We start from the raw sequence: 26684 nt of genomic DNA, 5'->3' as shown, positions 1-26684 counted from the left end.
CGTGGGGTCGGTGGCGTCGGATGTGTCAGTCACAGTGGCCTTCCCCACGGGTCCGCGCAAGAGACGCACCGGCCATTGCGCAGGGCGCAACAGCAGCGGGGCTGTGGGCCGACCGCGCGGGCGGGTGGCCGCCGGCTCAGTCGCCGGACTGGATGTCACCACGGGTGGACGAGGTGATCGGGTCTCCCTGCGCGAAGTCACCCGGCGGGATCCCCGGGTGGTGCCCGCCCTCCACCGGCGCCACGGCGGCCGGACCGAGGGCCAGGCGGGAGACGATCCGGTAGCGGTCGCCGCGGTAGAGCGAGTGCACGTACTCCACGGGGCAGCCGGTGGTGTCCGAGGTGAGCCGCTCGAAGAGGAGAGCCGGGGAGAGCTCGGGCACGTCCAGGAGCCGGGCCTCCGCCCGGGTCACCACGGTCGGCTCGATCGCCTGCACCGCTTCGTGGACGTGCACGTCGTGCCGCTCGCGCAGGTGCTCGTAGAGGTCGCCGTTCTCCAACTCCTGGGCCGACAGGCCCGGCACCAGCTCGGCCCTGATGTGCAGGTGCTCGATCGCCATCGGAGCGCCGTCCACGAGCCGCAGCCGGGCCACGTACACGATGTCCGCCGCGGGCGACATGCGCAGTTTGCGGCCGACCCGGGCACCGGCCTGAAGGGTCGTGAACTCCAGCAGCCGGCTCGACCAGGCCCCGGCCGCCTGCGGGACCGTCAGAGCCAGGTCGGCCGAGACGAGCTCCTGGGTGATCTTCTCGGGCGCGACGAACATGCCGCGGCCGTGCTCGCGCACCAACAGGCCGGAGGCCACCAGTTCGTCGATCGCGGCGCGCAGGGTGGGCCGGGAGACGCCGAGGGTGGCGCAGAGGGCGCGCTCCGACGGGATGGCGTCTCCCGGGCGGCGCGACTCGATCAGCTCCAGTACGGCGTCTCGGGCCCTTTCCCGTTTGAGCACCGCCCCCGATGCGTCGGCGTCCATGCGCTGCCCCCTTCTGACACTGCGCTTTCTTACCAGTTGAGTGACCAGTTAGGCCAACTGCGCTACTGGTCAAGGAAAGTGTAGCCGGTCCAGCGGAGGACATCGGGCCCACTTTCCACAGAGATCACTAAATCCCTTTGCTACCAGGGGGGTTGACGACCTCATTGGTCTATGCCACCTTCATCCACCATCAAGAGGTGAGCTGTCCAGTGGACTTCACTGGTCAGGTGGTCAGGTCCTGTCTCCCAGAGGTGAACCGTGAAGTACCGCTTGCTTGCCGGTGGGTCCGCGCTCGTGATGGCCGCCGTTCTCAGTGCCTGCAGTTCCTCGTCCGACTCCACCGGCTCCTCCGGTGACGGACCGACGAGCATCGACGTGTGGCTGATGCGCGACAGCGTGTCGGCGCAGTTCCAGAAGGAGTTCGTGAAGGGCTTCGAGGCCGCACACCCCACGATCAAGGTCCGCGTCCAGATCCAGGAGTGGGACGGCATCGGCGAGAAGATCACCGCCGCGCTGGCCAGCAACGACGCCCCGGACGTGATCGAGAGCGGCAACACCCAGGTCGCGCAGTTCGCCCAGAGCGGCGGGCTGCTCGACCTCAGCGACAAGGTCGACGAGCTGAACGGCAAGGACTGGCTCAAGGGGCTCGCCGAGCCGGGCGCCTACGAGGGCAAGCAGTACGGCATTCCGTACTACGCGGCCAACCGCGTCGTCATCTACCGCACCGACCTGTTCGAGAAGGCGGGGATCGACGCGTCCGCGATAAAGACGCGCGACCAGTGGCTCGCCGCCACCGGAAAACTCAACAAGGCCGGGACACAGGGCATCTACCTGCCGGGGCAGATGTGGTACGCCCTGGCCGGCTTCGTCTGGGACGAGGGCGGTGACCTCGCGACCGAGTCCGGCGGGAAGTGGAAGGGCGCCCTGGACACCCCCGAGGCGCTGCGCGGGATGGAGTTCTACGGCAAGCTCCAGGGACTCGGCAAGGGTCCCAAGGACTCCGACGAGGACGACCCGCCGCAGGCCGACGTGATGGCACAGGGGAAGATCGCCCAGGTCATCTCCACCCCGGGCGGCGCCAATGTCGTCATCGAGAAGAATCCGGACCTGAAGGGGAAGCTCGGCTTCTTCCCGATCCCGGGCAAGAGCGCGGACACCCCCGGCGCCGTCTTCACGGGCGGTTCCGATCTGGTGATCCCCACGGCGTCCGGCAAGCAGGAGGCGGCGCTCACCTTCGTCAAGGAACTCACGGGCGACGCCTGGCAGAAGAAGCTCGCCGTGGCCATGAGCTACGTGCCGAACCGCACCACGCTCGCCTCCGCCGTCGCCGGCGACCCGGGTGCGGCGGCCATGGCGGCCGGCGCGGCGAACGGGCACGCCACGCCCAACACGCCCGGCTGGGCGGCGGTCGAGGCGGAGAACCCGATCAAGGACTACATGGCCGCCGTGCTGACCGGCGGTGACCGGGCGAAGGAAGCCGCCAAGGCGTCCGAGGACATCACCCGCGCCATGAACACCGCTTCCTGACCCACCGCTGACTGCCGCCCCGACCCATGAGAGGAGGCGAACCGTGTCGGTCATCCGGGAACGGACCGCGCCCCCCAGCCCGCTGCGCCGGAGAACCGCCGGCACCTCAGGACCGCCGCCACGCCGGCGGCGGTCCGGGGAACCACGCGGCCTGTGGCCGTACGCCCTGATCGCACCGGCGGTGGGCGGCATGCTCTACCTGCTGCTCTACCCGCTGCTGCGGGCCGTGCTGATCTCGCTGCAGGACTTCCGGCTGCGCCAGCTCATCATGGGCGACGCGCAGTTCGTGGGGCTGCGGAACTACCGCACCCTGCTGTCCGACCCCCGGTTCTGGGAGGTGGTCAGGCGCACCTTCCTCTTCATGGCGGTCAACGTGGTCCTGATCATGGTGATCGCCACCCTGGTCGCGCTGATGACGGAGCGGCTGGGCCGGTTCGGCCGCACGGTGGTGCTCAGTTCCCTGGTGCTGGCATGGGCCATGCCGGTGATCGCGGCCACCACGGTCTTCCAGTGGCTGTTCCACTCCGAGTTCGGCATCGTCAACCATGTCCTGACCGCGGCGGGCTTCTCCTCCTTCGACCGCTACCCGTGGTTCGCGCACGGCACCGCCGCCTTCTGCATCCTGGTCCTGCTGATCGTCTGGCAGTCGGTGCCGTTCGCGGCGATCACCATCTACTCCGCGCTGACCACGGTCCCGGCCGAGCTGTACGAGTCGGCGCGGCTGGACGGGGCCTCCGGGTCCCGGATCTTCCGCTCGGTCACCCTCCCGATGCTCCGGCCCATCTTCCTGCTGGTCTTCTCGCTGGAGGTGATCTGGACGTTCAAGGCGTTCGTCCAGATCTGGGTCATGACCCGCGGCGGTCCGGGGGACGCCACCACGATCCTCCCCGTGTACGCCGTGCAGACCGCGCTCGCCGGCCAGCGCTACGACCTCGGCTCCGCCGCCTCGATGGTGACCGTGGTCCTGATGTCCGGGGTGCTCGTCCTCTACTTCCGCCAGATGCTCCGCCAGGAGGGCGAAACCCCATGAGCCGGACACACCCGCGGGTCCGCCGGATCCCGCTGAACGCCGCCGCCGCACTGACCGTCCTGATCTGCCTGTTCCCCGTCTACTGGATGATCTCCACCGCGTTCAAGCCGTCCAAGGACATCCAGTCCAGTCGCCCGCAGCTCGTCCCGCACACATGGACGCTCGACCACTTCCGAACGGCGGTGCAGGCCGACGGCTTCGAGGTCTTCTGGCGCAACAGCATTCTGGTGACGGCGAGTTCGGTCCTGCTGGCGCTGATCGTCGCCATCGGGTCGGCGTACGCGGTGGCACGGCTGCGGTGGAAGGGCCGGCGCCAGTTCATGCTCATGGTCTTCATCGCCCAGATGGCGCCCTGGGAGTCGCTGATCATCCCGGTCTACATCATCTCCCGTGACACGGACATGCTGGACCGGCTGCCCACGCTCACCCTCGTCTACTTCATGGTCACGCTGCCGTTCTCGATCATCGTGCTGAGGGGCTTCATCGGGACGATCCCGCCGGAGCTGGAGGAGGCCGCCCAGGTGGACGGATGCACCCGGACCGGGGCCTTCAGGAAGGTGGCGCTGCCGCTGCTCGCGCCGGGGCTGATGGCGACCTCGCTGTTCGGCTTCATCACCGCCTGGAACGAGTTCGCCTACGCCAACTTCCTGATCATCAAGCACCAGGACAGCCGCACGCTGCCGGTCTGGCTCTCCTCCTTCCAGAACACCTTCGGCACCGACTGGGGCGCCACCATGGCCGCCTCGACCCTCTTCGCCCTGCCCGCGCTGATCGTGTTCCTGCTGCTCCAGCGCCACGTCACCTCCGGCTTCGCGGCCGGCGCCGTCAAAGGCTGATCGCCCGAGATCCGAATCCGGAGGCCTTCCATGCCCGCATCACGCCCCGAACTCTCGCTCGTGCCCCGCCCCCGCAAGATCTCGGCCCGCCCCGGCCGCTTCACCCTCGACCAGGACACCTCGGTACGGGCCTACCCCGGCGCGGAGGGGGCGGCCGACCTGCTGCGCACGCTGCTCGCCCCGGCGACCGGCCTGCCCCTCGCGCCCTCCGCCACCGGCCGCGTCGTGCTGGCTCTCGACCCGCAGCTGGGCGGCCTCGGCGAGGAGGGTTACGGGCTCACGATCGGCCCCGACGCCCTGCTGCTGCGAGCCGCGCGCCTTCCGGGCCTGCTCAGGGGCGTACAGACGATCCGTCAACTGCTGCCCGCCGAGGCCCTTTCGGACACGGCGCAGCGCGAGGCGCCGTGGATGCTGCCGTGTGTCGAGATCAGTGACGTCCCGGCGTATCCGTGGCGCGGCACGATGCTCGACGTCGCGCGGCACTTCCAGCCGGTGTCCTACCTGCGCCGGTACGTGGACCTGATGGCGCTGCACAAGCTCAACACCCTCCATCTCCACCTCACCGACGACCAGGGGTGGCGGATGCCGGTACCCGCCTACCCGCGACTCACCGGGATCGGGGGCCACCGCCGGCAGTCGATGTCCGGCCCGCCGGGGCGCGGCGACGACAGCTACGACGGGATTCCGCACTCGGGGGCGTACACCCGCCAGGAGCTGCGGGACCTGGTCCGTTACGCGGCGGCGCGCGGGGTGCGTGTGGTGCCGGAGATCGAGATGCCCGGCCATGTGCGCGCGGCGCTCGCCGCCCACCCCGAGCTGGGCAACGACCCCGCGCGGCGGCTGGACGTGTGGACCCGCTGGGGCGTCTGCGACACGGTGTTCGGCGTCCACGAGGAGGTCTTCGACTTCTGCCGCACGGTGCTGGAGGAGGTCATGGACGTCTTCCCGTCCCCGTACATCCACATCGGCGGCGAGGAGTGCCCGACCACCGAGTGGGAGACGAGCCCGGCTGCTCTGGCGCGGGCCGCCGCCGAGGGGCTGCCCGACGCCCGGGCGCTGCACGGCTGGTTCATGGGCCGGATCGGTTCGTTCCTGGCCGAGGCGGGCAGGCGCCCGGTCGGCTGGGCCGAGACGGGCACCGAACTCCCCCTCGAATTCACGGTGATGACCTGGCGCGACCCGGCCCACGCCCTGGCCGCCGCCCGCCGCGGCCATCAGGTGGTCACCGCGCACCACCGTACGACGTACCTCGACTACGCCCAGTCCACGGACCCCGGCGAACCGGCCACGCAGCCGGGCCCGCCGGTCGGTCTGCGGGCGGTGCACGGCAACCGGCCGGTGCCGGACGGATGGGAGGCGGCGGACGCGGCCCAGGTGCTGGGCACCCAGGCCCAGCTGTGGACCGAGTACGCCAGCACACCCGAGCGGATCGAGTACCTGTCGTACCCCCGGCTCTGCGCCCTCGCGGACCGTGCCTGGTCGGGCGGACGCAGCGACTGGCCCGGCTTCCTGTCACGGCTGGGCCGGCACACGGCACGGCTGGACGCCCTCGGCGTCCGCTACCGCCCCCTGAACTCCCGGTCGCTCCAGACCACTTCCCCAGGAACAGCGCCACCTCGGTAGGAACCACTCCCCCACGACCGTTCCGGAGAGGAACAGGTTTCATGAAGTCACTCGCGAAAACCCGCATCCGTGCGGCGGCGGCAGCCGCCGCCACACTGGCACTGGGCTGTACGGCGCTGGCCGTCGTCCCGTCGTCGGCGAGCGCGGCCGGTGGTCCGCTGGCCGTGCAGTACCGCACCAGCGCGACCGGCAGCACGGCCGACCAGAGCGAACCCTGGCTGAAGGTACGCAACACCGGCAGTGCGGCCGTACAGCTCAGCACCGTCAAGGTCCGCTACTACTTCAAGGGCGAGGCGGCGGGCGACGCCTACCGGTTCGCCTGCTCCTGGGCGGTGAAGGGCTGCGCCAACATCACCGGCACGTTCGGCACGCTCGCCTCCCCGACCGCCACCGCCGACCGCTATCTGGAGATCGGCTTCACCGCCGGCGCGGGATCGCTCGCCCCCGGCGCCGACACCGGCGACATGCAGCTGCGCTTCTACCGGTCGAGCTGGCAGCCCTTGCTGCAGAGCGACGACTACTCCTTCGACGCGGGCCGGACCGCGTACGGCGACTGGTCGAAGGTGACCGCGCAGCTCGGCGGCGCCACGGTCTGGGGCGAGGCCCCCGGGGGGAACGGCCCGACCGACCCTACGGATCCGACCGATCCCACGGACCCGACCGATCCGCCGGAGGGTGCGCCCACGCTGTTCGACGACTTCAACTACAGCTCCCACACCGATCCGAAGATCGCCGCGCACGGCTGGAGCGTCCGCTCGAACTCCGGTGGACCGGGCGTGCCCGGCGCCACCTGGGCGCCGGAGAACGTCACGTTCGCCTCCCAGAGCGGCAACTCGGTGATGAATCTGGCGACATCGACGGCCGGGAGCGGTGAGTCGACGAAGCAGACCGAGATCCTGACCCAGTCGATGAAGTTCCGCAACGGCACCTATGCGGCCCGGGTGAAGTTCAACGACGCTCCCGTGTCCGGTCCGGACGGCGACCATCTCGTCCAGACGTTCTTCACCATCAACGACCTCAAGGCGCCGATGGCGGACGACTACGCGGAGTACGACTTCGAGTACCTGCCGAACGGCGGCTGGGGCGAGAGCGGCAACATTCTCTACACGACCTCGTGGGAGACGTACCGCCCGGACCCGTGGGAGGCGGTCAACGCACACAGTGAGGCCAGGCAGAGCTATGCCGGCTGGCACGACCTGGTCGTGACCATCGACAACAGCGCGATCACCTACTACGTCGACGGGCAGCTGTTCGGCACCCACGGCGCGGCGTACCTGCCGGAGCGCGGGATGTCGATCAACTTCAACCAGTGGCTGATCGATCTGGCCGGGCAGACCAGCACGACGCCCCGCTCGTACGACCAGCAGGTGGACTACGTCCTGCACGTGAAGGACCAGGTCCTCACACCGGCCCAGGTCAACGCCAGGGTGAGCGCCTACCGCTCGGCGGGGACCGCGTTCCAGGACACGGTGCCGGCCGGATAACGGCTTCCGGAAGGCAGGGGCGGGGCGGACGGCCATGGGCCGCCGCCCCGCTCTCGCGTGTCCGGAACGGCCCTGCCCGGCCGAATTTCCGGGCACCCCTTGACACCGCCCTCACCCTCCAGGCAATCTTCCGTTAAGCAGAAACTAACTTCCGCAATACGGAAGGAGCGCCGAAACCCTCATGGGCTACCCGGACCAGCGCTTCGATGTGAACCTTTCGATCCTCTTCACGGAACTCCCGCTCCTGGAGCGACCCGCGGCAGCCGCCGCGGCGGGCTTCACGGCGGTCGAGCTGTGGTGGCCATGGATCGAGACCCCCACCCCTCCGCAGGCCGAACTCGACGCGCTGAAGAAGGCGCTCGACGAGGCGGGCACCCAACTGGTGGGGCTGAACTTCTACGCCGGACAGCTGCCCGGCCCCGACCGCGGCGCGCTCTCCGTGCCCGGTACGGAGTCGGACCGCTTCCGGGCCAATGTCGAGGTGGCGGCGGACTTCGCCTCCTCGGTCGGATGCAAGGCGCTCAACGCGCTCTACGGCAACCGGGCCGACGGCGTCGACCCCGCCGCGCAGGACGAACTCGCCCTGGAGAACCTGGTCGGCGCCGCCCGCGCGGCAGACCGGATCGGGGCGGTCCTGCTGATCGAGGCCCTGAACAAGCCGGAGTCACCGCGCTACCCGCTGGTCAGCGCACCGGCCGCGATCGAGGTCGTGGACCGCGTCAACGCGGCGACGGGCCTCGGCAACGCAAAGTTCCTCCTGGACCTGTACCACCTGTCGATGAACGGCGAGGACCTCAGCCAGGTCATCGCGGCGTACGCCGACCGGACCGGTCACGTCCAGATCGCGGACAACCCGGGCCGCGGTGCGCCCGGCACCGGCTCGCTCCCGCTGGAGCAGCTCCTCGACGAGCTGACGAAGGCCGGTTACGACGGCTGGGTCGGCCTGGAGTACAAGCCGGGCGACCGGCCGAGCGCCGAGTCCTTCGAGTGGCTCCCGGCCACCGCGCGGGCCGCCCGCTGAGGGCCGCGGACTCCCCCTCGTACACACGCTGAATCGGAAGGCACCCTCATGAGCAACAACCTCCCCAAGGTTGCGTGGATCGGGCTCGGGATCATGGGTTCGCCCATGTCCGAGAACCTGATCAAGGCCGGTTACGACGTCACCGGCTACACCCTGGAGCAGGACAAGGTCGACCGGCTGGCAGCGGCCGGCGGCACCGGCGCCTCCTCGATCGCCGAGGCGGTCAGGGACGCGGACGTGGTCATCACGATGGTGCCCGCCTCCCCGCAGGTCGAGGCGATCGCCTACGGCCCCGAGGGCATCCTGGAGAACGCGAAGCGCGGCGCGCTGCTGGTCGACATGTCCTCGATCACCCCGCAGACCTCGGTGGACCTGGCGAAGAACGCCGCCGAGAAGGGCATCCGGGTCCTGGACGCCCCCGTCTCGGGTGGCGAGGCCGGTGCCATCGAGGCCGTGCTGTCCATCATGGTGGGCGGCGAGCAGGCCGACTTCGACGCCGCGAAGCCGGTGCTCGACGCGCTGGGCAAGACCATCGTCCTCTGCGGCCCGCACGGCTCCGGGCAGACGGTGAAGGCGGCCAACCAGCTGATCGTCGCGGTCAACATCCAGGCCTGCGCCGAGGCCGTCGTCTTCCTGGAGAAGTCCGGGGTCGACCTCGCCGCCGCGCTCGACGTCCTCAACGGCGGACTGGCCGGCTCGACCGTGCTGACCCGCAAGAAGGACAACTTCCTGAACCGGGACTTCGCTCCGGGCTTCCGGATCGACCTGCACCACAAGGACATGGGCATCGTCACGGACGCGGCCCGCAACGTCGGTGCCGCACTGCCGGTCGGCGGCGTGGTCGCCCAGCTCGTCGCCTCGCTGCGCGCACAGGGCGACGGCGGCCTGGACCACTCGGCCCTGCTGCGCTCTGTCGAGCGTCTGTCGGGTCAGCCCGTCAAGAGCTGATCCGGCCCCTGCCTGCGGCCGGGCCCCGAGCGGGCCCGGCCGGCACCACCCCGCCGGGTGCGTACCCCCCCGGCCCCACAGACTTCCGGACGGCGTCGGCGCTGACACCTGTCCTGTCGCGCCCAGGCGTCGGCGCCGTCCGGAACACCTCTCGCTCCCCTCCCCCTCATGAATTTCAACAAACTGTTGACGTCAGGTTCGGCGCGTACTTACGCTCCTGGAGCCCCCAGGCCGTCGCAGTTCAGCAGCTCCCGTACGGAAGGTCGCCCCGACACCATGACGCAGCGCGTGCTTACGACCGAGTCCGGCGCCCCGGTCGCCGACAACCAGAACTCCGCCACCGCCGGCGCCGGCGGCCCGATCCTCCTCCAGGACGGTCACCTCCTGGAGAAGCTCGCCCGCTTCAACCGGGAGCGCATCCCGGAGCGCGTGGTGCATGCCCGGGGCTCCGGCGCGTACGGCTACTTCGAGGTGACCGACGACGTCACCGGCTTCACCCGCGCGGACTTCCTCTCCGAGGTCGGCCGCCGCACCGAGACGTTCATCCGGTTCTCGACGGTCGCCGACTCGCTCGGCGGCGCGGACGCGGTGCGCGACCCGCGCGGCTTTGCCCTCAAGTTCTACACGAACGAGGGCAATTACGACCTCGTCGGCAACAACACCCCGGTGTTCTTCATCAAGGACCCGATCAAGTTCCCCGACTTCATCCACTCCCAGAAGCGTGACCCGTTCACGGGCCGTCAGGAAGCGGACAACGTCTGGGACTTCTGGGCGAACTCCCCCGAGGCGACACACCAGATCACCTGGCTGATGGGCGACCGGGGCATCCCCGCCTCCTACCGCCACATGAACGGGTTCGGTTCGCACACCTACCAGTGGACGAACGCCGCGGGCGAGGCCTTCTTCGTCAAGTACCACTTCAAGACGAACCAGGGTGTGCGTTCCCTCTCCGCCGACCAGGGCGCCGAACTCGTCGGCAAGGACGCCAACTCCCACCAGACCGACCTGCTCCAGGCCATCGAGCGCGGGATGAACCCGTCCTGGACGCTGTACGTCCAGGTCATGCCCGCCGCCGAGGCCGCGGACTACCGGTTCAACCCGTTCGACGTGACCAAGGTGTGGCCGCACGCGGACTACCCCCTCCAGCGGGTGGGCCGACTGGTGCTGGACCGCAACCCGGACAACGTCTTCGCGGAGGTCGAGCAGGCAGCGTTCTCCCCGAACAACTTCGTGCCCGGCATCGGCCCGTCCCCGGACAAGATGCTTCAGGGCCGGCTCTTCGCCTATGCGGACGCGCAGCGTTACCGGCTGGGTATCAACCACACCCAGCTGCCGGTGAACGCGCCGCGCACCGCGACGGTCGACAACTACGGCCGCGACGGGCTGCACGCCACGCGCTACGGCGCGCGGCACGACAAGAACTACGAGCCCAACTCGCACGCGGGCCCCGCCCAGACGGACGCGGCGTACTCCGCCCCGCTGGCCGTCCAGGGCTGGACCGGCACGCACGAGGCACCCGCCCACACCAAGGACGACGACTTCTTCCAGGCGGGTGAGCTGTACCGGCTGATGTCGGACGACGAGAAGGGCCGGCTGATCGCCAACATCGCGGGGGGCCTTTCGCAGGTCACGCGTGACGACGTGATCGAGAAGAACCTTGCCCACTTCCACGCCGCGGACACCGATTACGGCAAGCGCGTGGAGGAGGCCGTCCGCGCCCTGCGCGAGGACTGACCTCGCGCCCGCAAGCCCTGCCCGCGTCGTCGCGCCCGCCCGGATGAGGGGTTGCGCGGGGCGCGGACAGGACGGGGATGTCTGGCGGATGCCCGCGGACGCCGCGGCGGATCCGCCGGACAGCCCCGGGGCCGCGGCGGTGGCGCGATGCCAGTGCGGTGGTGTGGGTGGCGGTCCGGACCCCTGACCTGAAGGGGGCCGGCCCCTTCACCCGTTCGCACCCCGCCGCGGCCCCTGTTCTTCCCTGAACCAGGGCGTGGAGTACGGATACGGTCCCGTACTCCACGCCCTTTCGCGTGCGCGGCCCCTGGGGTGATCGCTCCCGCCCTCGAACGCCGGACGGGCTGGGTTCGCAACGCCTGACGGACCGGACTGCGTAGTTGACGCCCTGAATCACTGCGAGCGTGTGACATCACCAGGACGCACGCGTCATCGCAGCGGACGCCCGGCCAATCAAGCCCGTCCGGCGATTGAGGACGTCATTTCAGCCCGTCCGGCGATTGAGGACAACCTTCAGCCCGTCCGGCGTTTGAGGACAACCTTCAGCCCGTCCGGCGTTCGAGGACAACCTTCGGTCCGTCCGGCATTCGAGGACAGCATTCGGCCCGTCCGGCGACCGGACACAACGATGCGGCCCCCGCCTCCCCGTTCAACGGGAAGCGCGGGGGCCGCAGGCCCGACGGGTCAGGCCTTCGCGAACGGGCGGATCGCCGTCGGCGCGTGGCCCGGCTCCGACGCCACGTCCTCGAACTCGTTGACCGACGCGATATCCGTACCGCTCATCGCGATGTTCGTGACCCGCTCCAGGATCGCCTCGACGACCACCGGCACCCGGAACTCCGCCGCCAGCTTCTTCGCCTCCTCGAAGGCCGGCAGCAGCTGGTCCGGCTCGGTGACCCGGATCGCCTTGCAGCCCAGCCCCTCGACGACCTTGACGTGGTCCACGCCGTAGACACCCAGCTCCGGGGAGTTGAGGTTCTCGAACTCCAGGTTGACCTGGAAGTCGATGTCGAAGTTGCGCTGTGCCTGGCGGATCAGCCCCAGGTAGGAGTTGTTCACCAGGACGTGCACGTACGGGATGCGGTGCTGCGCGCCGACCGCGAGTTCCTCCAGCATGAACTGGAAGTCGTAGTCGCCGGAGAGCGCGACGACGGAGCCCTCGGGGTCGGCCGTCGCGACGCCCAGCGCGGCCGGGATGGTCCAGCCGAGCGGACCCGCCTGGCCGCAGTTGATCCAGTGGCGCGGCCGGTAGACGTGCAGCATCTGCGCGCCGGCGATCTGGGAGAGGCCGATCGTGGTGACGTACCGGGTCTCGGGACCAAACGCCCGGTTCATCTCCTCGTACACCCGCTGCGGCTTCAGCGGCACGTTGTCGAAGTGCGTGCGCCGCTGCAGCTGCGCCCTGCGCTCCTGTGTGGAGGACGCCCACTGCGAGCGGTCCTTCAGCTTGCCGGCCGCCTTCAGTTCGCGCGCCACCTCGACGAACAGGGCGAGCGCGGCCTTGGCGTCGGAGGCGATGCCGAGGTCGGGGGCGAAGATCTTGCCCAGCTGGGTGGGCTCGATGTCGACGTGCACGAACGTCCGGCCCTTGGTGTAGACGTCCAGCTTGCCGGTGTGGCGGTTGGCCCAGCGGTTGCCGATGCCGAGGACGAAGTCGGACTCCAGGAAGTTCGCGTTGCCGTAGCGGTGCGAGGTCTGGAGGCCGACCATGCCCGCGTTGAGCTCGTGGTCGTCCGCGATGATGCCCCAGCCCATCAGCGTCGGGACGACCGGGACGCCGGTCAGTTCGGCGAACTCCACCAGGAGTTCGCAGGCATCGGCGTTGATGATGCCGCCGCCCGCGACGAGGAGCGGCCGCTCGGAGGCGGTCAGCATCTCCAGTGCGCGCTCGATCTGCTTGCGAGTCGCCGCCGGCTTGTGCACGGGCAGCGGCTCGTACAGATCGGGGTCGAACTCGATCTCGGTGAGCTGCACATCGATCGGCAGGTCGATGAGGACCGGACCGGGCCGGCCGGTGCGCATCAGGTGGAAGGCCTGCTGGAAGACGCCGGGGACCTGCGCGGCCTCCAGGACGGTGGTGGCGGCCTTGGTGACCGGCGCGGCGATCGACGCGATGTCGACGGCCTGGAAGTCCTCCTTGTGGAGCACCGCCGTGGGGGCCTGACCGGTGATGCACAGGATCGGGATCGAGTCCGCGATGGCGGAGTAGAGGCCGGTGATCATGTCGGTGCCGGCCGGCCCCGACGTCCCGATGCAGACGCCGATGTTCCCCGGGCGGGCCCGGGTGTAGCCCTCGGCCATGTGGGAGGCGCCCTCGACGTGGCGGGCAAGCGTGTGATGAACCCCGCCGGAGGCCTTGAGGGCCGCGTAGAAGGGGTTGATCGCCGCGCCCGGCACACCGAACGCGTTGCTGACGCCTTCGCGCTTGAGGATCTCAACTGCCGCTCGGGCAGCGGTCATTCGAGGCATTGAGTGCTCCTGCTCGGACCTGGGTGGAGTCGGGCTCTGTCGCGCCACCTGAGAGCACCAATTCCGTATTACGGAAGTTTGATTCTGCTATACGGAAGCAAATCTAAGGCGCGCCCGGACAGCCGTCAAGAGAGGCGGATCGAGGTGCCCCACGCACGGGCGGGGCCCGCGAAGTACCCCAAGTCCCTCCCGAGGGCCTCGATCCTGGTGGAGCATGGGGGTACGGAGCGGAGCCGCCCGGAATCCGGGCGGCGTGCCGCTCGGTCGTCGGCGGGGAGGAGTCCGAGGGTGGAATCAGTGCCGGTACGGTGCCCGGCATGCCGCCGCGACCACGCGTACATGACGCCCGTCTATCCGTGCCCGTGCGGCGCACCGACCGCCCCGCCCCTGCTGCGGGGCGCCCCCGTCACGCCGATCACCCACCGCACCTGGAACGACGACTGGGTGACCGTGCGCTGTCGTGGCTGCGGCCGGCACGACCAGTGGCCGCAGCCGGAGCTCTGCTGCCCGTGCGGGGCCGTACTGCGGATCCCGGTCCGTCCGGTGGCCGCGCCCGGCCGCGCTGCGAGCTCGCCCCCCGGGCCCGCACGGCCGTCGCACATACCGCTGCCGCGTACCGCCCCGGCCCCCAGGCCGGTCTTCCGGCCGATGACGATCCGCACCGAGCACGACGCGGTCGGCGCCGCCGCGCTGTATCTGAAGTGGCTGGGCTACCGCGATGTCGTCCAGCCCGCCGAACGCCCCGCGTCCCGGATCGATCTGCGGGCGGCCGGGCTGATCGCGCAGGTCGACTCCACCACCCGGCCGACCACCCTGCGCGACGTCGAATGCCTGTGGCTCAACGCCCTCAGCACCTCGGTGTCGAGCGTGTTCTTCTCGCTCGCGGGGTACGCGCCGGACGCCCGGGAGCGGGCGGACGGGCTCGGCATCCCGCTGTTCGTCATGGACCTCACCGGGACCCCGCGGCCGGTGAACAGCCCGGCGGACGAACTCCTCAGCACCGGCGCCTGAGCCCGGCGGACCACGGCCCGTGCGGGCGTCACCCGCCATACTGAGCCATGCGCATCCGTCCCGCCCGCCGCTCGGATCTCCCGCTGCTCCAGGACATCGAGCGCGCCGCGGGCGAACCCTTTCGCGCCCTCGGCATGTCCTGGGTGGCCGACGACGATCCACCACCCCTGGACCTGCTGGACGGCTATCGCGCGGCCGGCCGGGCCTGGGTGAGCGCGGGCCCCGACGACCGGCCCCTCGGCTACCTGATCGCCGACCCGGTCGACGGCGCCGCCCACATCGAGCAGGTCTCCGTCCATCCGTCGGCCGCCCGGTGCGGCCTGGGCAGCGCCCTCATCGACCACGTCGCGTCCTGGGCCGTGCCCGAGGGGCTGACCGCGCTGACCCTGACGACGTTCTCCCACGTGCCGTGGAACGCGCCGTACTACGCCCGGCTCGGTTTCCGCGTACTGACGGAATCCGGCCTCACCGACGGGCTGCGCAGGATTCGCGCCGCCGAGGCGGAACACGGCCTCGACCGCCGGCCGCGGGTCTGCATGCGGCGCGACGTGCCGCACCTCACAGAAACCGTCCGGCCACAGTGAGTGCTATCGGTCACGTTCGAGCCAGGGGCCACAGATGTTCGGTCCGTTGTCGGTGACGGGCCCTAGAGTGGGGCGCATGGTCTTAACTCCACGGCTTTCTCCACCCGCGAGATCCGCGACACCCGTCACGTCCGCAACACCCGTCACACCCGCAGCACCCGTCTCACCCGCGACAGCCGCCTCCTCGCACAGCATCTTTCCCGCACAGCCGGCCCACCCCGCCGCCGTAGAGGCGAACGAGGCGATCCGCGCGCTCGTGGACGCGCGTGCCGGCCAGGACTGGTCCCCCGTGGAGTCCGCTGCCTACGAGGTGCTCCTGATCGAATGGGCAGCCGCCACCCAGGGCACCGCCGGCGACATCATCGAAGCCGCCTGACAGCGCCCCGCAGGAGGCCCGCGCCGGCTACCGGCCGTGGTTCTCCCGCAGCTCGATCTTCCTGACCTTCCCGCTGACCGTCATCGGGAAGGCATCCATGATCCGGAGCAGGCGCGGGATCTTGTAGTGCGCCAACTGCCCTCGGCAGAAGGCCGCGACCTCCTCCAGGCTCGGCGGCTGCGCCGGGTCCGCGGGGATGACGCAGGCCAGGATCTCCTCGCCGAACCGCTCGTCCGCCACGCCCACCACCTGGACGTCGGCGATCTTCGGGTGCCGGTAGAGGAACTCCTCGATCTCGCGCGGATAGACGTTCTCGCCACCCCGGATGATCATGTCCTTGATCCGGCCGACGATCTGTACGTAGCCGTCCTCACGCATCACCGCGAGATCCCCCGTGTGCATCCAGCGCCCCGCGTCGATCGCCTCGGCGGTCCGCTCGGGCTGCTCCCAGTATCCGAGCATCACGCTGTAGCCGCGGGTGCACAGTTCACCGGACGCACCGCGCTCCAGCGTGACGCCCGTCGCCGGGTCGACGACCTTGACCTCGATGTGCGGCATCACGCGGCCGACCGTACCGGTGCGCCGCTCCAGGTCGTCGTCGCGGCGGGTCTGGGTGGACACCGGGGAGGTCTCCGTCATGCCGTAGCAGATGGACACCTCGTCCATGTGCATCTCTGCCACGACCCGCTTCATCACCTCGACCGGGCAGGGTGATCCGGCCATGATGCCGGTGCGCAGCGAGGAGAGGTCGTACGAGGCGAAACCGGGGAGGTTCAGCTCCGCGATGAACATCGTGGGGACGCCGTACAGCGAGGTGCAGCGCTCCTGCTCGACGGCGGCGAGCACGGCGGCCGCTTCGAAGGCCGGGGCGGGGATCACGATGCAGGCGCCGTGCGAGGTGACACCGAGGTTGCCCATCACCATGCCGAAGCAGTGGTAGAACGGCACCGGCAGACAGACCCGGTCCTGTTCGGTGTAGGCGACCAACTCTCCCACGAAGTAGCCGTTGTTGAGGATGTTGTGATGGGAGAGGGTGGCCCCCTTGGGGAAACCGGTGGTGCCGGAGGTGTACTGGATGTTGATGGGGTCGTCACAGGACAACCCGTCCTCGCGGGCGGCGAGCTGTTCCGTGGTGACCGATCCCGCGACGGCGAGCAGTTCGTCCCAGGAGCGGTCGCCGATGTAGTGCACGGCACGCAGGGCGGGGCAGTTCGCCCGGACCTCGTCGACCAGGGCCCGGTAGTCGCTGGTGCGGTGTGCGAGCGTGGCGACCAGCAGGGAGATCCCGGCCTGGTTCAGCACGTACTCGAGTTCGTGCGCACGGTAGGCCGGGTTGATGTTGACCATGACGGCGCCGATGCGGGCGGTCGCGTACTGGACGAGCACCCACTCCGGGCAGTTGACCGCCCAGATCCCGACCCGGTCCCCCTGGCCCACGCCCGAGGCCATGAGCGCACGGGCCAGTTCATTGACCGCCACGCCGAACTCGGCGTACGTCCAGCGACGCCCGGACGGCACGTCGACGAGCGCCTCCCGGTCCGGGTACGCCTGGACCGCCCGGTCGAGATTGCGGCCGATGGTGTCGCCGAGCAGGGGCGTCGTGCCGGTGCCGTGGGCGTACGACGGTTCGGTCATGTCAGGTCCCCCTCGCTGTACTCGGTTCCGGTGCCCTGCGCGGTGCGCTCGCGCAGCTCGATGCGGCGGATCTTCCCGGAGACGGTCTTGGGCAGGTCGGCGAACTCCAGCCGACGGACCCGCTTGTACGGGGCGAGCACGGCCCGGGAGTGGGCGAACAGCACCTTGGCGGTCTCGGGACCGGGCACCCAGCCCTCGGCGAGCACGATGTACGCCTTCGGGACGGAGAGCCGCACCGGGTCGGGGGCGGGCACGACGGCGGCCTCGGCGACGGCCTCGTGCTCCAGCAGGGCGCTCTCCAGCTCGAACGGGGAGATCTTGTAGTCGGAGGCCTTGAAGACGTCGTCGGCACGGCCGACGTAGGTGATGTAGCCGTCGGCGTCGCGGGAGCCGATGTCGCCGGTGCGGTAGTAGCCGCCCGCCATGGCCTCGGCGGTGCGGTCCGGGTCACCGTGGTATCCGGTCATCAGCCCGACCGGATGGTCCGACAGGTCGAGCGAGATCTCGCCCTCGACGGCGCCGGGCTCGCCGCTGACCGGGTCGAGGAGGACGACCTCGAAGCCCGGGCTGGGACGGCCCATCGAACCGGCCTTGAGGACCTGGCCGGGGGTGTTGGCGACCTGGACGGCGGTCTCCGTCTGGCCGAAGCCGTCGCGGATGGTGACACCCCAGGCGCTCCGGACCCTCTCGATGACTTCGGGGTTCAGCGGTTCGCCCGCCGCGACGACCTCACGCGGCGGGGTCTTCAGCTGGGAGAGGTCGGCCTGGATGAGCATGCGCCAGACGGTGGGCGGGGCACAGAAGCTGGTGATGCCCGAGCGGTCCATCTCGGCCATCAGCCGGCCGGCGTCGAAACGGGTGTAGTTGAAGATGAAGACGGTCGCCTCGGCGCTCCACGGGGCGAAGAGGTTGGACCAGGCGTGCTTGGCCCAGCCGGGCGAGGAGATGTTGAGATGGACGTCGCCGGGCTTGAGCCCGATCCAGTACATCGTCGACAGATGACCCACGGGGTAGGAGACATGGGTGTGCTCGACGAGCTTGGGACTGGCGGTGGTGCCCGAGGTGAAGTAGAGCATCAGCGGTTCGTCGGCATCGGTCTCGCGGTCCGGCGTGAACGTCTCCGGCTGCTCGTCGGCCCCGGTGTAGGACACCCAGCCCTCGGTGTCGACGCCGACGGAGATGCGGGTGTAGTCGCCGGGCACCTCGTCGAACTTCGCGGTGTCGGCGTCCCGGACCAGGACGTGCCGGACCCGGCCGCGCTCGACGCGGTCGCGCAGGTCGACGGGGCCCAGCAGCGGCGTCGCGGGGATGACGACGGCGCGCAGCTTCATCGCGGCGAGCGCTGTCTCCCAGAGCTCGGCCTGGTTGCCGAGCATGACGAGGATGCGGTCGCCCTCCCGTACGCCCTGTGCGCGCAGCCAGTTCGCGGCCTGGTTGGAGCGGGCGGACATCCGGGCGAAGGACATCTCGGTGCGGCCGCCGTCCTCCTCCACGATGTGCAGGGCCGTGCGGTCGTTGTCCCGGGCGATGACGTCGAACCAGTCGAGCGCCCAGTTGAAGTGGTCGCTCCGGGGCCACCGGAAGCCTTCGTAGGCGGCGGTGTAGTCCTCGCGGTGCCGAAGCAGAAAGTCCCGGGCGGCCCGGAACGTCTCCGTCGCACTGGATGCCGACATGTGCCCTCCTCATTGCGGACCGGACCGGTCCCTTAACATCATGCAAACAGTGACCCGGGTCTCACCACCCCCGAACGGGGGTGCCGCCGTTCCCCGGAGCCGGGTGGAGAGGCGTCAGCGTGCCGGAATCGGTCGATGCGGTCGAGATGCAAGCGGCGCTGCTGCGGCTGCGCCGGACGAGCGGGCTGCCGGTGGCCTTCGGCGGGCTGCTCTCCGACACCCGCCACGCCAGGATCGCCGAGCTGAACGGGGCGCAGACCACGGCCCTGCGCGGACTCGTGATCTCGGCCGGCAGCGGTCTCGGCGGGAAGTCGATCGCGCTGTCGCGGCCGTGCGCGGTGACGGACTACCACTCCTCGCGCCACATCAGCCACGAGTACGACATGGCCGTGGCCGCGGAGGGTCTGCGTTCGGTGGTCGCCGTGCCCGTCATCGTACGACGCAAGGTGCGGGGGGTGCTGTACGGGGCGCTGCGCGAGCCCCTCACGCTGGGGGACCGTACGTTCGACGCTGCCGTCTCGGCGGCCCGTGACGTGGAGCAGGCGCTGGTCGTGCGGGACGAGGTGCAGCAACTGCTCGCGGTGACGCGGGAGGAGATCGCCGACCCCAGGGCCGTCCCCGGCGCGTGGGAGGACGTCCGGGACGCGCACCGCGAGCTGCGCGCCCTCGCCCCGAAGGTCGTCGACCCCGCACTGCGCGACGAGTTGCTCGCGGTGTGCGGGCGGCTCGCCGCGGCGGCCGGGGCCCGGGTGCCCAGGGCGCGCGGGTGCCGGCTGGCGCCGCGCGAGGTCGATGTCCTCGCCTGTGTCGCCTCGGGTGCGACGAACGCGGTGGCTGCGGACCGGCTCGGGCTGCGGCCGGAGACGGTGAAGGGCTATCTGCGCGCCGCGATGCGGAAGCTGGGCGCGCACACCCGGCTGGAGGCGGTCGTCGCGGCCCGGCGGGCGGGGCTGCTGCCGTAGTCCGGTGGCGAGGCGGTGACGGGCCGCGCGGGCCGAGCACCGCCGGCCCGAGCGCCCGGTCAGCGGTCGAAACCGGGCTCCGCCGGCCCGCGCCCGCTCAGCGGTCGAAGTCGACGAACGGAGCGAAGCGGACGTCGTGCCCGTTGCCGTCGGTCGTCGCCTTCGTCATCACGGTGAGCAGGCCCAGGGCCTCGTTCGTGACCGCGTCGCGCTCGGCGGCGGTGAACGGGCGCAGCTCCTGCACGGTCACCGTCGCCGGCGCGCCGCCCACGGTGTCCAGCCGCCAGATCGCCGCGAGGAATCCGTCGGCCAGCACGCTGCCGTACGCCTGGTTCCCCACCCCGTTGCGTCCCTTGAGCGACGGCGGGATCACGCGGGTCCGGTCCGCGTGGCCGAGCAGGACGTTGTCGAATTCGGGCAGGAAGCGCGGAGGGGCGGGGGTGTCCTCGTCGGGACGCGGGGCGTCGGGCAGGTCGAAGAGTTCGACGCCGTTCTCGTCCCGGAAGGTGACCAGCTGCGGGCGGAGCCGGTCGAACACCTCGCGCAGCCGGGTCAGCCCGGCCCAGGACTGCATGTCCTTGACCGAAGCGGGCCCGAAGGCTGCGAGGTAGCGCAGCACGGTGCCGTCGGGCGCGGGGACCGGTGCGGAGGGCCTGCCGAGCCAGTGCTCCGCGGTGGTCAGCGCGACCTGGCCGCTCTCTCCCCAGACCCCGCGCGGGGTGACCTGGACGAGGGGCAGCAGGCAGCGTGCGGCCGTGCTCAGCGCCTGCGGGTCCGCGTCGGGCCACTCGGTGAGCAGCTTCTCGCGGATCTCCTTCGGGGTGCGGGGCGCCTCCTCGACGTACGCCCTGCTGAGGTCCCTCAGCCGGTCCAGGTCCACGCCCACGAGCCCCTTCCGGAAGATCCGCAGCTCGCGGTCGCGGGCCTCCTGGACGAGGGGACGCAGAGTCAGGGCGTCGTCGGCGGTGTGGGTGTGGATGGTGGAGCGCAGGGTGACGATACGGACGACCTCGCGCGCTTCCATCAGTGCGGCGAGGCGGGCCGGCTCGAAGCCCTCCAGCCGGGCGAACAGCTGGAAGTACGGCGGCCTGGTGTTCTGCGCCTGGAGTCCGACGAGATGACGGACGGCGTCCTCGACGCTCATCGCCGCACGGCGGAGCAGGAGTTGGCGCTCCAGTGTCGCGCGCCCCAGCGCCCGGGGTGAGAGCACGGCGGCCGGGGCGGCGGAGGTCTTCTTCTTCACAGCCATGGTCGGCACGCTACGCGGCCATGCGGTCGGATCCGGTCCTGTTGGCGCGACTTCCCGGGCGGACGCGTCCTCCCGCCATGCCGCTGTCGGCAGGATCCCGGATCGGGTGCCGGGCACCCCCATCATGGACCGGTGATCAGCGTCCTGTTCGCCGTCCTGACCGCGCTCAGCAACGGCGCGGCCTCCGTCCTCCAGCGCCGCGCCGCGAGCACCGTCCCCGACAGCGAGGCGATGCGGCTGTCGCTGATCGGCCATCTCCTGCGCCAGAGGGTGTGGCTGGCCGGCATCGGCCTGGTGATCGTCGCGGCCGTCTGCCAGGCGGTCGCGCTGGCCACCGGTCCGATCGCCGTGGTGCAGCCGATCTTCGTGATCGAGTTGCCGGCGACGCTCCTGATGGCCGGCTTCGTGATGCGGGTGCGACTGCCCCGGCCGGTGTGGTCCGGGGTGGCCGCCGTGACGTGCGGTCTGGCCCTCGGCATGGCCTCGGCCGCTCCGGGCGGGGGCAGTGCCACGGTGCACGGGGCCGCGTGGGTGCCCGCGCTGATCGTGACGGGCCTGTTCGAGGCGGCCCTGATCGCCGGGGCCATGACCACCCGCGGCAACCCCCGGGCGGCGCTGCTGGGCCTGGCCGCGGCCTGTGCCTACGCGCTCACCGCGGCCCTGATGAAGGACGCCATGGCCCGGCTCGACGAAGGCGGGGTGGCGGCGCTCTTCACGGCCTGGCAGCTCTACGCGACGGCCGTGGCGGGCGTCGGCGCGCTGTTCCTCCTGCAGAACGCCCTGCAGGCGGGCACGCTGGTCGCGGTCCAGCCGTGTCTGACCCTGGGCGACGCCCTGATCAGCATCGTGTACGGGGTGACCCTGTTCGGCGAGGACCTGCGCACCGGCTGGTGGCTGCTGCCGGAGCTGCTGGCGCTCGGGCTGATCGCCGCGGGCTGTGTGGAACTGGCGCGTTCGCCCCTGGCCTCCGGGAACGCGGCGGCCCCGGCCCGTACGCGGCGGGTCGACTGAGACGCGCCGCGTACGGCCCGGGGCCGGGGCGCTCACGCCGGGCGCCTGCCGGAGGCCAGTGCCTACTTGCTGACCGCGAAGCGCATCAGGGCCTGCTCGTCGCCCTGCTTGATCTTCCCGGTCTCGTTGATCACCTCGAGCTTCCAGCTCCCGCCGACCCGCATGGCCTTGGCCACGGCGCAGCCGTTGTCGTTGCTGAGCAGGCTCGGCCAGATGTCGGCCACCTGCTGGGTGGAGCCGCCCGTCGCGTCGTAGACCTTGAAGCTGATGTTGCGCGCGCTCTGGAAGGAACTGTGCTTCTTGTACGCGGCAGCGATGAAGACGATGGACGTGATGTTGGCCGGCACGCCGGCGAAGTCGACGGTCACCGTCTCGTCGTCGCCGTCGCCATGGCCGGTCTGGTTGTCGCCGCTGTGCACCAGCGAGCGGTTGCCCAGCGGGTCCAGGGAGTCGAGGCCCGCCAGACGTACGGGCTCCGCGCCCTGCATCGCGATGGCGATCAGGTCGAGGTCGGTGCCCTTCTTCTGACGCAGCTTCCCCATCAGCCCGCCACTGGCGCCGACGGTGGGGTCCCAGGACACCCCGATGGACAGGTGGGTCACCCCGTCCAGATCCGCCGGGCCGTCTTCCTTCTTCAACGTGATCATGCGTGATCCTCTTCGTGGCGAGATTCCTACAGGTCGAGTGTGCCTGGTGTCCCCCGGATGCATCCCATCAGGGGCAAAATTTCGACCAAGTGTTGGACGGCTCAGGACGAATTGTCCTGCGTCGGCACGATGTCGGCAGACGGTCCGGCGTGATAAGGGCCCGCGACCTCCACGACGCCGCGGGCGCACAGCCGCTCGATGTCCCGGGCGCTGCGGCCCAGGCCGGCGAGGATCCGCTCGGTGTGCCGGCCCGCCGCCGGCACCGGATCCATCCTCGGGTCGACCCCGCCGAGGTCCACCGGCGGCAGGAGCGCGTGGACGGGTCCGGGGGCGCCGGGCACGGAGACTTCACGCCAGCGGTCACGCTCGGTGAGCGCGGGGTGGTCGAGGAACTCCGCGACGGAGTTCACCCCGGCGTTGGCGATCGCCGCCCGGTCCAGCAGCTCCATCGCCTCCTGGCTGCCGATGTCCGCGAACCGCGCGGCGACGATCGCGTTGAGCTCCTCGCGGTGGGCGACCCGGTCCGGGCCGGTGGCGAACCGGGGGTCGTCGACGAGGCCCGGCAGGCCGAGGACGGTGACGCACAGGGCGTCCCATTCGCGCTCGTTCTGGATGGACAGCATCACGTCCTTGCCGTCCGCGGCGGTGAAGGGGCCGTAGGGCGCGATCGTGGCGTGCTGCGCGCCGATCCGCGGCGGCTGGGTACCGCCGTATCGCGTGTAGTACGCGGGCTGGCTCATCCACTCGGCGAGCGCGTCGAAGAGGGACACCTCGACGGTGGGGGCCCGGCCGGTGGTGGCCCGGGTGAACAGGGCGGACAGGATGCCGCTGTAGGCGTACATGCCGCCGGCGATGTCCGCGACGGAGATGCCCGAGCGAGCGGGTTCGTCGGGCGAGCCGGTGATCGAGAGCAGTCCGGTCTGGCACTGCACCAGGAGGTCGTACGCCTTGCGGCCGGACCACGATCCGCTCGTGCCGTAGCCGCTGACCGTGCAGGTGATGAGCGAGGGGTGCCGGGCCTGGAGGGCGGCGCTGCCCAGGCCCATCCGGTCCGCCGCGCCGGGAGCGAGGTTCTGTACGAACACATCGGCTCCGGCGATGAGTTCGTCGAGGATCTCGCGCCCTTCGGGCGCCTTGAGGTCCAGGGTCAGGGACTCCTTGGAGCGGTTGAGCCAGACGAAATAGCTGGCCTGACCGTGCACGGTGGTGTCGTAGCGGCGGGCGAAGTCGCCGCCGCCGGGGCGCTCGACCTTGATGACGCGGGCGCCGAGGTCGGCCAGTTGGCGGGTGGCGAAGGGAGCCGCCACAGCCTGTTCCAGGCTGACGACGGTGATGCCCGCGAGCGGGAGCGGAAGCGGTTCGGTCATGCGCACATGATTGCGGGCAGCCGCGTGCAGTCGCGTGCGTACGTGCCCGATGCGTGCCGGTGGCTCAGGCGGTCGGCTCCGGCACGACCAGCGGCGTCCCGAGGAGCTGGTGCCCGCCGCTGGCGAGCATGCGCACCTCTCCGCGTTCGCTGATCTCCGCACGGACGATGCCGGTCTCGTCCTCGTAGACCGGGTATCCGCCCGCTCCGGACTGGGCGGTCCGCCGGACGATCACTGTGTCGTCCTCCACGGCGGACGTCTGAAACACCAGCTGGTAACGCTCCGGGTAATCCATGACGACCTCCCCACGACGGCCTTCGGCGGGCTGTGCGGACCGTCCTGTGCGGCGGGGCGCGCCTGTACGGCAGCCCGCACCTCCATCGTCTCTCAGACCTGCCGTCCCCGCGCGTGCACGGCCGCACGGTGCGGGCCCCGGCCCGGGCTGCCTATCCTGAAGGGGTATGGGAAGTTCGAAGGCAATGGGGCCGAAACGACCCGTTGCTCCCGCGTCGTACGGCAGGCATGACCCGGGATCCCCGACACCGGGAAGGGAATCATCATGGAAGGTGCCGATCGGGGCGACGATGTGTACCAGCCCCAGCAGCCGGAGGCCTCCGACCCCGTCGAGCAGCTCGACCGGGCGGACACGCTCGACAACCGGCAGCTCGCCGACGTCCTGGACGAGGGCTACTCGCCTCCCGAGCGGCCGTGGGCCGTGGAGGACCGGGGCACCACCGGGTCCGAGCAGGTCGCCGGGGAGACCCTCGACGGCCGACTGGCCCGGGAGCTGCCGGACGCCCCCGGTCCGGCCGGCGACGACGTCGGCGACGTGTCCGACGGGGACGGCGAGCCCTGGGACTCGGAGGTCGGGGACGCACGCGCCGGACGGCTCACCCGGGAGCTGGACCTGAACGAGCCGGACAGCATGGCCGGCGAGGACGTCGGCATCGACGGGGCGGCGGCGTCCGCCGAAGAGGCGGCCATGCACGTCATTCCGGACGCCCAGGCGTAGGCGCGGGAGAAGCTCCGCGGGGCACGCGGGGCGGGCGCTGACTGCCCGGCCACGACCCACCGCGGGACCACCACACCCACCGCAGGCCACGACCCACCGCCGGACCACCACACCCACCGCAGGGAGAGACACATGCCGTTCATCACCGTCGGCCAGGAGAACTCCGCCGGGATCGAGCTGTACTACGAGGACCACGGGACGGGCAGGCCCGTCGTCCTCATCCACGGATTCCCGCTGAACGGCGCGTCGTGGGAGAAGCAGCTGCCTGTCCTGCTCGGGGCCGGATACCGGGTCATCACCTACGACCGGCGCGGGTTCGGCCGGTCCGACCGGCCCACGGACGGCTACGACTACGACACCTTCGCTGCGGACCTGAACGCGGTGATGGAGAAGCTCGACCTCCAGGACGCCGTTCTCGTCGGCTTCTCCATGGGGACCGGCGAGGTCACCCGCTACCTCGGCAACAACGGCTCGCGCCGGGTCGGTCTGGCGGTGCTGGTGGCGCCGATCCCGCCCTTCCTGCTGAAGACGGACGACAACCCCGAGGGGGTCGACCAGGGCGTCTTCGACGGGATCATGAGCGCCATCGCGGCGGACCGCCCGGCCTATCTGACGGACTTCCTCGACGCGTTCAACAACACCGACGTACTCGGCGGCACACGCATCAGCGACCAGGCACTGCGCTCCCAGTGGACGGTCGCCGCGGGCGCGGCGGCCCACGCCACCCTCGCGTGCGTCCCGGCCTGGCTCACCGACTTCCGTGACGACCTGCCGAAGAACGACGTACCCACGCTCATCGTGCAGGGCGACCAGGACCGCATCCTGCCGATCGACGCGACGGGGCGCAGGCTGCCGGAACTCATCCGCGACAGCCGCCTCGTGGAGATCGCGGGCGGCCCGCACAACATCGGCTGGACCCACGCCGAGGCGGTCAACACCGCGCTCATGGGCTTCCTGGACGAGCACCGGCGCTGACCGGTGTGGCCCGACCGCGCTTACCCCGGAGGTAATCGACGCTTTCCGCCCCCGTCGGACATCGTGTTCCTCACGAGCACAGCGCTCCCGGCCCGACGGCCGGGGCCGAGGGAGAGGACCGCACGATGACCGCTTACGACGAGGCCGTCCAGCGCTACTTCGCCGCCTGGAACGCCGCCACCCCCGAAGAGCTGGAGAAGGCCGTCGCCGCGGCGTTCACCGAGAACGCCACGTACACCGACCCGCTGGCCGACGTACGGGGCCACGAGGCTCTGGCCGCCGCGATCAGCGGCGCCCAGCAGCAGTTCCCCGGGTTCGCCTTCCGGCCGGCCGGGGCGGTGGACGGGCACCACGCCCTCGCCCGCTTCAGCTGGGAACTGGTCGCCGCGGCCGACGGCTCGGCGCCCGTCGCCGGTTCGGACGTGATCACCCTGGCCGACGACGGGCGGATCAGCTCCGTCAGCGGCTTCCTGGACCGTGTGCCGGCCGCCTGAGCCGGACCGGCAGGCATCCAGGGAGCCTGCCGCGGAGCAGCCG

24 protein-coding genes are annotated in these 26684 nt (G+C 70.7%); 16 read left to right on the top strand and 8 right to left on the bottom strand.

What is annotated here, in order from left to right:
- Positions 1-136 precede the first annotated feature (136 nt).
- A complete protein-coding gene (locus tag ABZ434_RS08310) occupies positions 137-973 on the bottom strand; it encodes a GntR family transcriptional regulator (protein WP_359133051.1) in 837 nt (278 codons plus the stop codon).
- A 258-nt stretch (positions 974-1231) separates the two neighbouring features.
- Between ABZ434_RS08310 and ABZ434_RS08305 the strand changes: the two genes are divergently transcribed.
- From ABZ434_RS08305 to ABZ434_RS08270, 8 genes are all read left to right on the top strand, one after another.
- Positions 1232-2500 carry an extracellular solute-binding protein gene (locus tag ABZ434_RS08305; protein ID WP_359133049.1) on the top strand — a complete coding sequence of 423 codons (1269 nt, stop codon included), beginning with the start codon at positions 1232-1234 and terminating at the stop codon, positions 2498-2500.
- A gap of 43 nt (positions 2501-2543) precedes the next feature.
- Complete coding sequence (locus ABZ434_RS08300) at positions 2544-3530, top strand: sugar ABC transporter permease (RefSeq protein WP_359133047.1); 987 nt, start codon at positions 2544-2546, stop codon at positions 3528-3530.
- Positions 3527-4366 (top strand): carbohydrate ABC transporter permease, encoded by an 840-nt coding sequence (locus tag ABZ434_RS08295; RefSeq protein ID WP_359133045.1) that lies wholly within the window; start codon positions 3527-3529, stop codon positions 4364-4366. The genes ABZ434_RS08300 and ABZ434_RS08295 overlap by 4 nt, the downstream gene beginning before the upstream one ends.
- 30 nt (positions 4367-4396) lie before the next feature.
- Positions 4397-5989, top strand: coding sequence for a beta-N-acetylhexosaminidase (locus tag ABZ434_RS08290; protein ID WP_359133043.1), 1593 nt, complete (start codon positions 4397-4399; stop codon positions 5987-5989).
- Between the two features lie 41 nt (positions 5990-6030).
- Entirely contained in the window at positions 6031-7473 is a 1443-nt protein-coding gene (locus ABZ434_RS08285) for a cellulose binding domain-containing protein (protein WP_359133041.1), read from the top strand.
- 181 nt (positions 7474-7654) lie between these two features.
- Entirely contained in the window at positions 7655-8494 is an 840-nt protein-coding gene (locus ABZ434_RS08280) for a TIM barrel protein (protein WP_359133039.1), read from the top strand.
- 48 nt (positions 8495-8542) lie between these two features.
- On the top strand, positions 8543-9442 hold the full coding sequence (locus ABZ434_RS08275; RefSeq protein WP_359133037.1) for a 2-hydroxy-3-oxopropionate reductase: 900 nt from the start codon (positions 8543-8545) through the stop codon (positions 9440-9442).
- A 276-nt stretch (positions 9443-9718) separates the two neighbouring features.
- A complete protein-coding gene (locus ABZ434_RS08270; RefSeq protein ID WP_359133035.1) occupies positions 9719-11176 on the top strand; it encodes a catalase in 1458 nt (485 codons plus the stop codon).
- A gap of 684 nt (positions 11177-11860) precedes the next feature.
- Here the strand turns inward: ABZ434_RS08270 and gcl are convergent.
- Positions 11861-13636, bottom strand: a complete 1776-nt coding sequence (gcl, locus tag ABZ434_RS08265; RefSeq protein ID WP_359133033.1) for a glyoxylate carboligase — start codon at positions 13634-13636, stop codon at positions 11861-11863.
- A gap of 297 nt (positions 13637-13933) precedes the next feature.
- Between gcl and ABZ434_RS08260 the strand changes: the two genes are divergently transcribed.
- The 3 genes from ABZ434_RS08260 (at position 13934) to ABZ434_RS08250 (ending at position 15616) form a co-directional block, all read left to right on the top strand.
- Positions 13934-14656, top strand: coding sequence for a hypothetical protein (locus ABZ434_RS08260; RefSeq protein ID WP_359133031.1), 723 nt, complete (start codon positions 13934-13936; stop codon positions 14654-14656).
- Positions 14657-14703: 47 nt separating this feature from the next.
- On the top strand, positions 14704-15240 hold the full coding sequence (locus tag ABZ434_RS08255) for a GNAT family N-acetyltransferase (RefSeq protein ID WP_359133030.1): 537 nt from the start codon (positions 14704-14706) through the stop codon (positions 15238-15240).
- Positions 15241-15433: 193 nt separating this feature from the next.
- Positions 15434-15616, top strand: a complete 183-nt coding sequence (locus ABZ434_RS08250) for a hypothetical protein (protein WP_359133268.1) — start codon at positions 15434-15436, stop codon at positions 15614-15616.
- Positions 15617-15643: 27 nt separating this feature from the next.
- Here ABZ434_RS08250 and ABZ434_RS08245 read toward each other — a convergent pair whose 3' ends face one another.
- Positions 15644-17251: an AMP-binding protein gene (locus ABZ434_RS08245; RefSeq protein WP_359133028.1), complete on the bottom strand. Its 1608-nt coding sequence runs from the start codon at positions 17249-17251 to the stop codon at positions 15644-15646.
- Positions 17248-18924, bottom strand: coding sequence for an AMP-binding protein (locus ABZ434_RS08240; protein WP_359133026.1), 1677 nt, complete (start codon positions 18922-18924; stop codon positions 17248-17250). Before ABZ434_RS08240 ends, ABZ434_RS08245 begins: the two co-directional genes overlap by 4 nt.
- 119 nt (positions 18925-19043) lie before the next feature.
- Here ABZ434_RS08240 and ABZ434_RS08235 point away from each other — a divergent pair, with 119 nt between their 5' ends.
- On the top strand, positions 19044-19886 hold the full coding sequence (locus ABZ434_RS08235; protein WP_359133024.1) for a LuxR C-terminal-related transcriptional regulator: 843 nt from the start codon (positions 19044-19046) through the stop codon (positions 19884-19886).
- Between the two features lie 97 nt (positions 19887-19983).
- Here ABZ434_RS08235 and ABZ434_RS08230 read toward each other — a convergent pair whose 3' ends face one another.
- Positions 19984-21135 (bottom strand): winged helix DNA-binding domain-containing protein, encoded by a 1152-nt coding sequence (locus tag ABZ434_RS08230; protein ID WP_359133022.1) that lies wholly within the window; start codon positions 21133-21135, stop codon positions 19984-19986.
- 132 nt (positions 21136-21267) lie between these two features.
- Between ABZ434_RS08230 and ABZ434_RS08225 the strand changes: the two genes are divergently transcribed.
- The gene (locus tag ABZ434_RS08225; RefSeq protein WP_359133020.1) at positions 21268-22146 is read left to right on the top strand and encodes a DMT family transporter; all 879 of its coding nucleotides are present in this window, start codon (positions 21268-21270) and stop codon (positions 22144-22146) included.
- 62 nt (positions 22147-22208) lie between these two features.
- On the opposite strand, the gene ABZ434_RS08220 is transcribed toward ABZ434_RS08225, so the two are convergent.
- The 3 genes from ABZ434_RS08220 to ABZ434_RS08210 form a co-directional block, all read right to left on the bottom strand.
- On the bottom strand, positions 22209-22793 hold the full coding sequence (locus tag ABZ434_RS08220; protein ID WP_359133018.1) for a TerD family protein: 585 nt from the start codon (positions 22791-22793) through the stop codon (positions 22209-22211).
- Positions 22794-22894: 101 nt separating this feature from the next.
- Positions 22895-24160: a CaiB/BaiF CoA-transferase family protein gene (locus ABZ434_RS08215; RefSeq protein WP_359133016.1), complete on the bottom strand. Its 1266-nt coding sequence runs from the start codon at positions 24158-24160 to the stop codon at positions 22895-22897.
- Between the two features lie 64 nt (positions 24161-24224).
- Positions 24225-24455, bottom strand: a complete 231-nt coding sequence (locus ABZ434_RS08210) for a DUF6296 family protein (protein ID WP_359133014.1) — start codon at positions 24453-24455, stop codon at positions 24225-24227.
- 264 nt (positions 24456-24719) lie between these two features.
- Between ABZ434_RS08210 and ABZ434_RS08205 the strand changes: the two genes are divergently transcribed.
- The 3 genes from ABZ434_RS08205 (at position 24720) to ABZ434_RS08195 (ending at position 26641) form a co-directional block, all read left to right on the top strand.
- Positions 24720-25172 (top strand): DUF5709 domain-containing protein, encoded by a 453-nt coding sequence (locus ABZ434_RS08205; protein ID WP_359133012.1) that lies wholly within the window; start codon positions 24720-24722, stop codon positions 25170-25172.
- Positions 25173-25304: 132 nt separating this feature from the next.
- Positions 25305-26147 carry an alpha/beta hydrolase gene (locus ABZ434_RS08200; RefSeq protein ID WP_359133010.1) on the top strand — a complete coding sequence of 281 codons (843 nt, stop codon included), beginning with the start codon at positions 25305-25307 and terminating at the stop codon, positions 26145-26147.
- A gap of 125 nt (positions 26148-26272) precedes the next feature.
- On the top strand, positions 26273-26641 hold the full coding sequence (locus ABZ434_RS08195; RefSeq protein WP_359133009.1) for a nuclear transport factor 2 family protein: 369 nt from the start codon (positions 26273-26275) through the stop codon (positions 26639-26641).
- The last annotated feature ends 43 nt before the right edge of the window (positions 26642-26684 follow it).

This window comes from Streptomyces sp. NPDC005761 (assembly GCF_040630635.1).
Classification (GTDB): domain Bacteria; phylum Actinomycetota; class Actinomycetes; order Streptomycetales; family Streptomycetaceae; genus Streptomyces.
The sequence above is the reverse complement of the archived record's forward strand: the minus strand, read 5'-3'. Positions and strand labels throughout refer to the sequence as shown.

Bases quoted from the DNA above. Each gene is read 5' to 3' on its own strand.
- ABZ434_RS08310 (WP_359133051.1), bottom strand. From the start codon at position 973: ATGGACGCCGACGCATCGGGGGCGGTGCTCAAACGGGAAAGGGCCCGA.
- ABZ434_RS08295 (WP_359133045.1), top strand. From the start codon at position 3,527: ATGAGCCGGACACACCCGCGGGTCCGCCGGATCCCGCTGAACGCCGCC.
- ABZ434_RS08290 (WP_359133043.1), top strand. From the start codon at position 4,397: ATGCCCGCATCACGCCCCGAACTCTCGCTCGTGCCCCGCCCCCGCAAG.
- ABZ434_RS08285 (WP_359133041.1), top strand. From the start codon at position 6,031: ATGAAGTCACTCGCGAAAACCCGCATCCGTGCGGCGGCGGCAGCCGCC.
- ABZ434_RS08280 (WP_359133039.1), top strand. From the start codon at position 7,655: ATGGGCTACCCGGACCAGCGCTTCGATGTGAACCTTTCGATCCTCTTC.
- ABZ434_RS08275 (WP_359133037.1), top strand. From the start codon at position 8,543: ATGAGCAACAACCTCCCCAAGGTTGCGTGGATCGGGCTCGGGATCATG.
- ABZ434_RS08270 (WP_359133035.1), top strand. From the start codon at position 9,719: ATGACGCAGCGCGTGCTTACGACCGAGTCCGGCGCCCCGGTCGCCGAC.
- gcl (WP_359133033.1), bottom strand. From the start codon at position 13,636: ATGACCGCTGCCCGAGCGGCAGTTGAGATCCTCAAGCGCGAAGGCGTC.
- ABZ434_RS08255 (WP_359133030.1), top strand. From the start codon at position 14,704: ATGCGCATCCGTCCCGCCCGCCGCTCGGATCTCCCGCTGCTCCAGGAC.
- ABZ434_RS08245 (WP_359133028.1), bottom strand. From the start codon at position 17,251: ATGACCGAACCGTCGTACGCCCACGGCACCGGCACGACGCCCCTGCTC.
- ABZ434_RS08240 (WP_359133026.1), bottom strand. From the start codon at position 18,924: ATGTCGGCATCCAGTGCGACGGAGACGTTCCGGGCCGCCCGGGACTTT.
- ABZ434_RS08230 (WP_359133022.1), bottom strand. From the start codon at position 21,135: ATGGCTGTGAAGAAGAAGACCTCCGCCGCCCCGGCCGCCGTGCTCTCA.
- ABZ434_RS08220 (WP_359133018.1), bottom strand. From the start codon at position 22,793: ATGATCACGTTGAAGAAGGAAGACGGCCCGGCGGATCTGGACGGGGTG.
- ABZ434_RS08215 (WP_359133016.1), bottom strand. From the start codon at position 24,160: ATGACCGAACCGCTTCCGCTCCCGCTCGCGGGCATCACCGTCGTCAGC.
- ABZ434_RS08210 (WP_359133014.1), bottom strand. From the start codon at position 24,455: ATGGATTACCCGGAGCGTTACCAGCTGGTGTTTCAGACGTCCGCCGTG.
- ABZ434_RS08205 (WP_359133012.1), top strand. From the start codon at position 24,720: ATGGAAGGTGCCGATCGGGGCGACGATGTGTACCAGCCCCAGCAGCCG.
- ABZ434_RS08200 (WP_359133010.1), top strand. From the start codon at position 25,305: ATGCCGTTCATCACCGTCGGCCAGGAGAACTCCGCCGGGATCGAGCTG.
- ABZ434_RS08195 (WP_359133009.1), top strand. From the start codon at position 26,273: ATGACCGCTTACGACGAGGCCGTCCAGCGCTACTTCGCCGCCTGGAAC.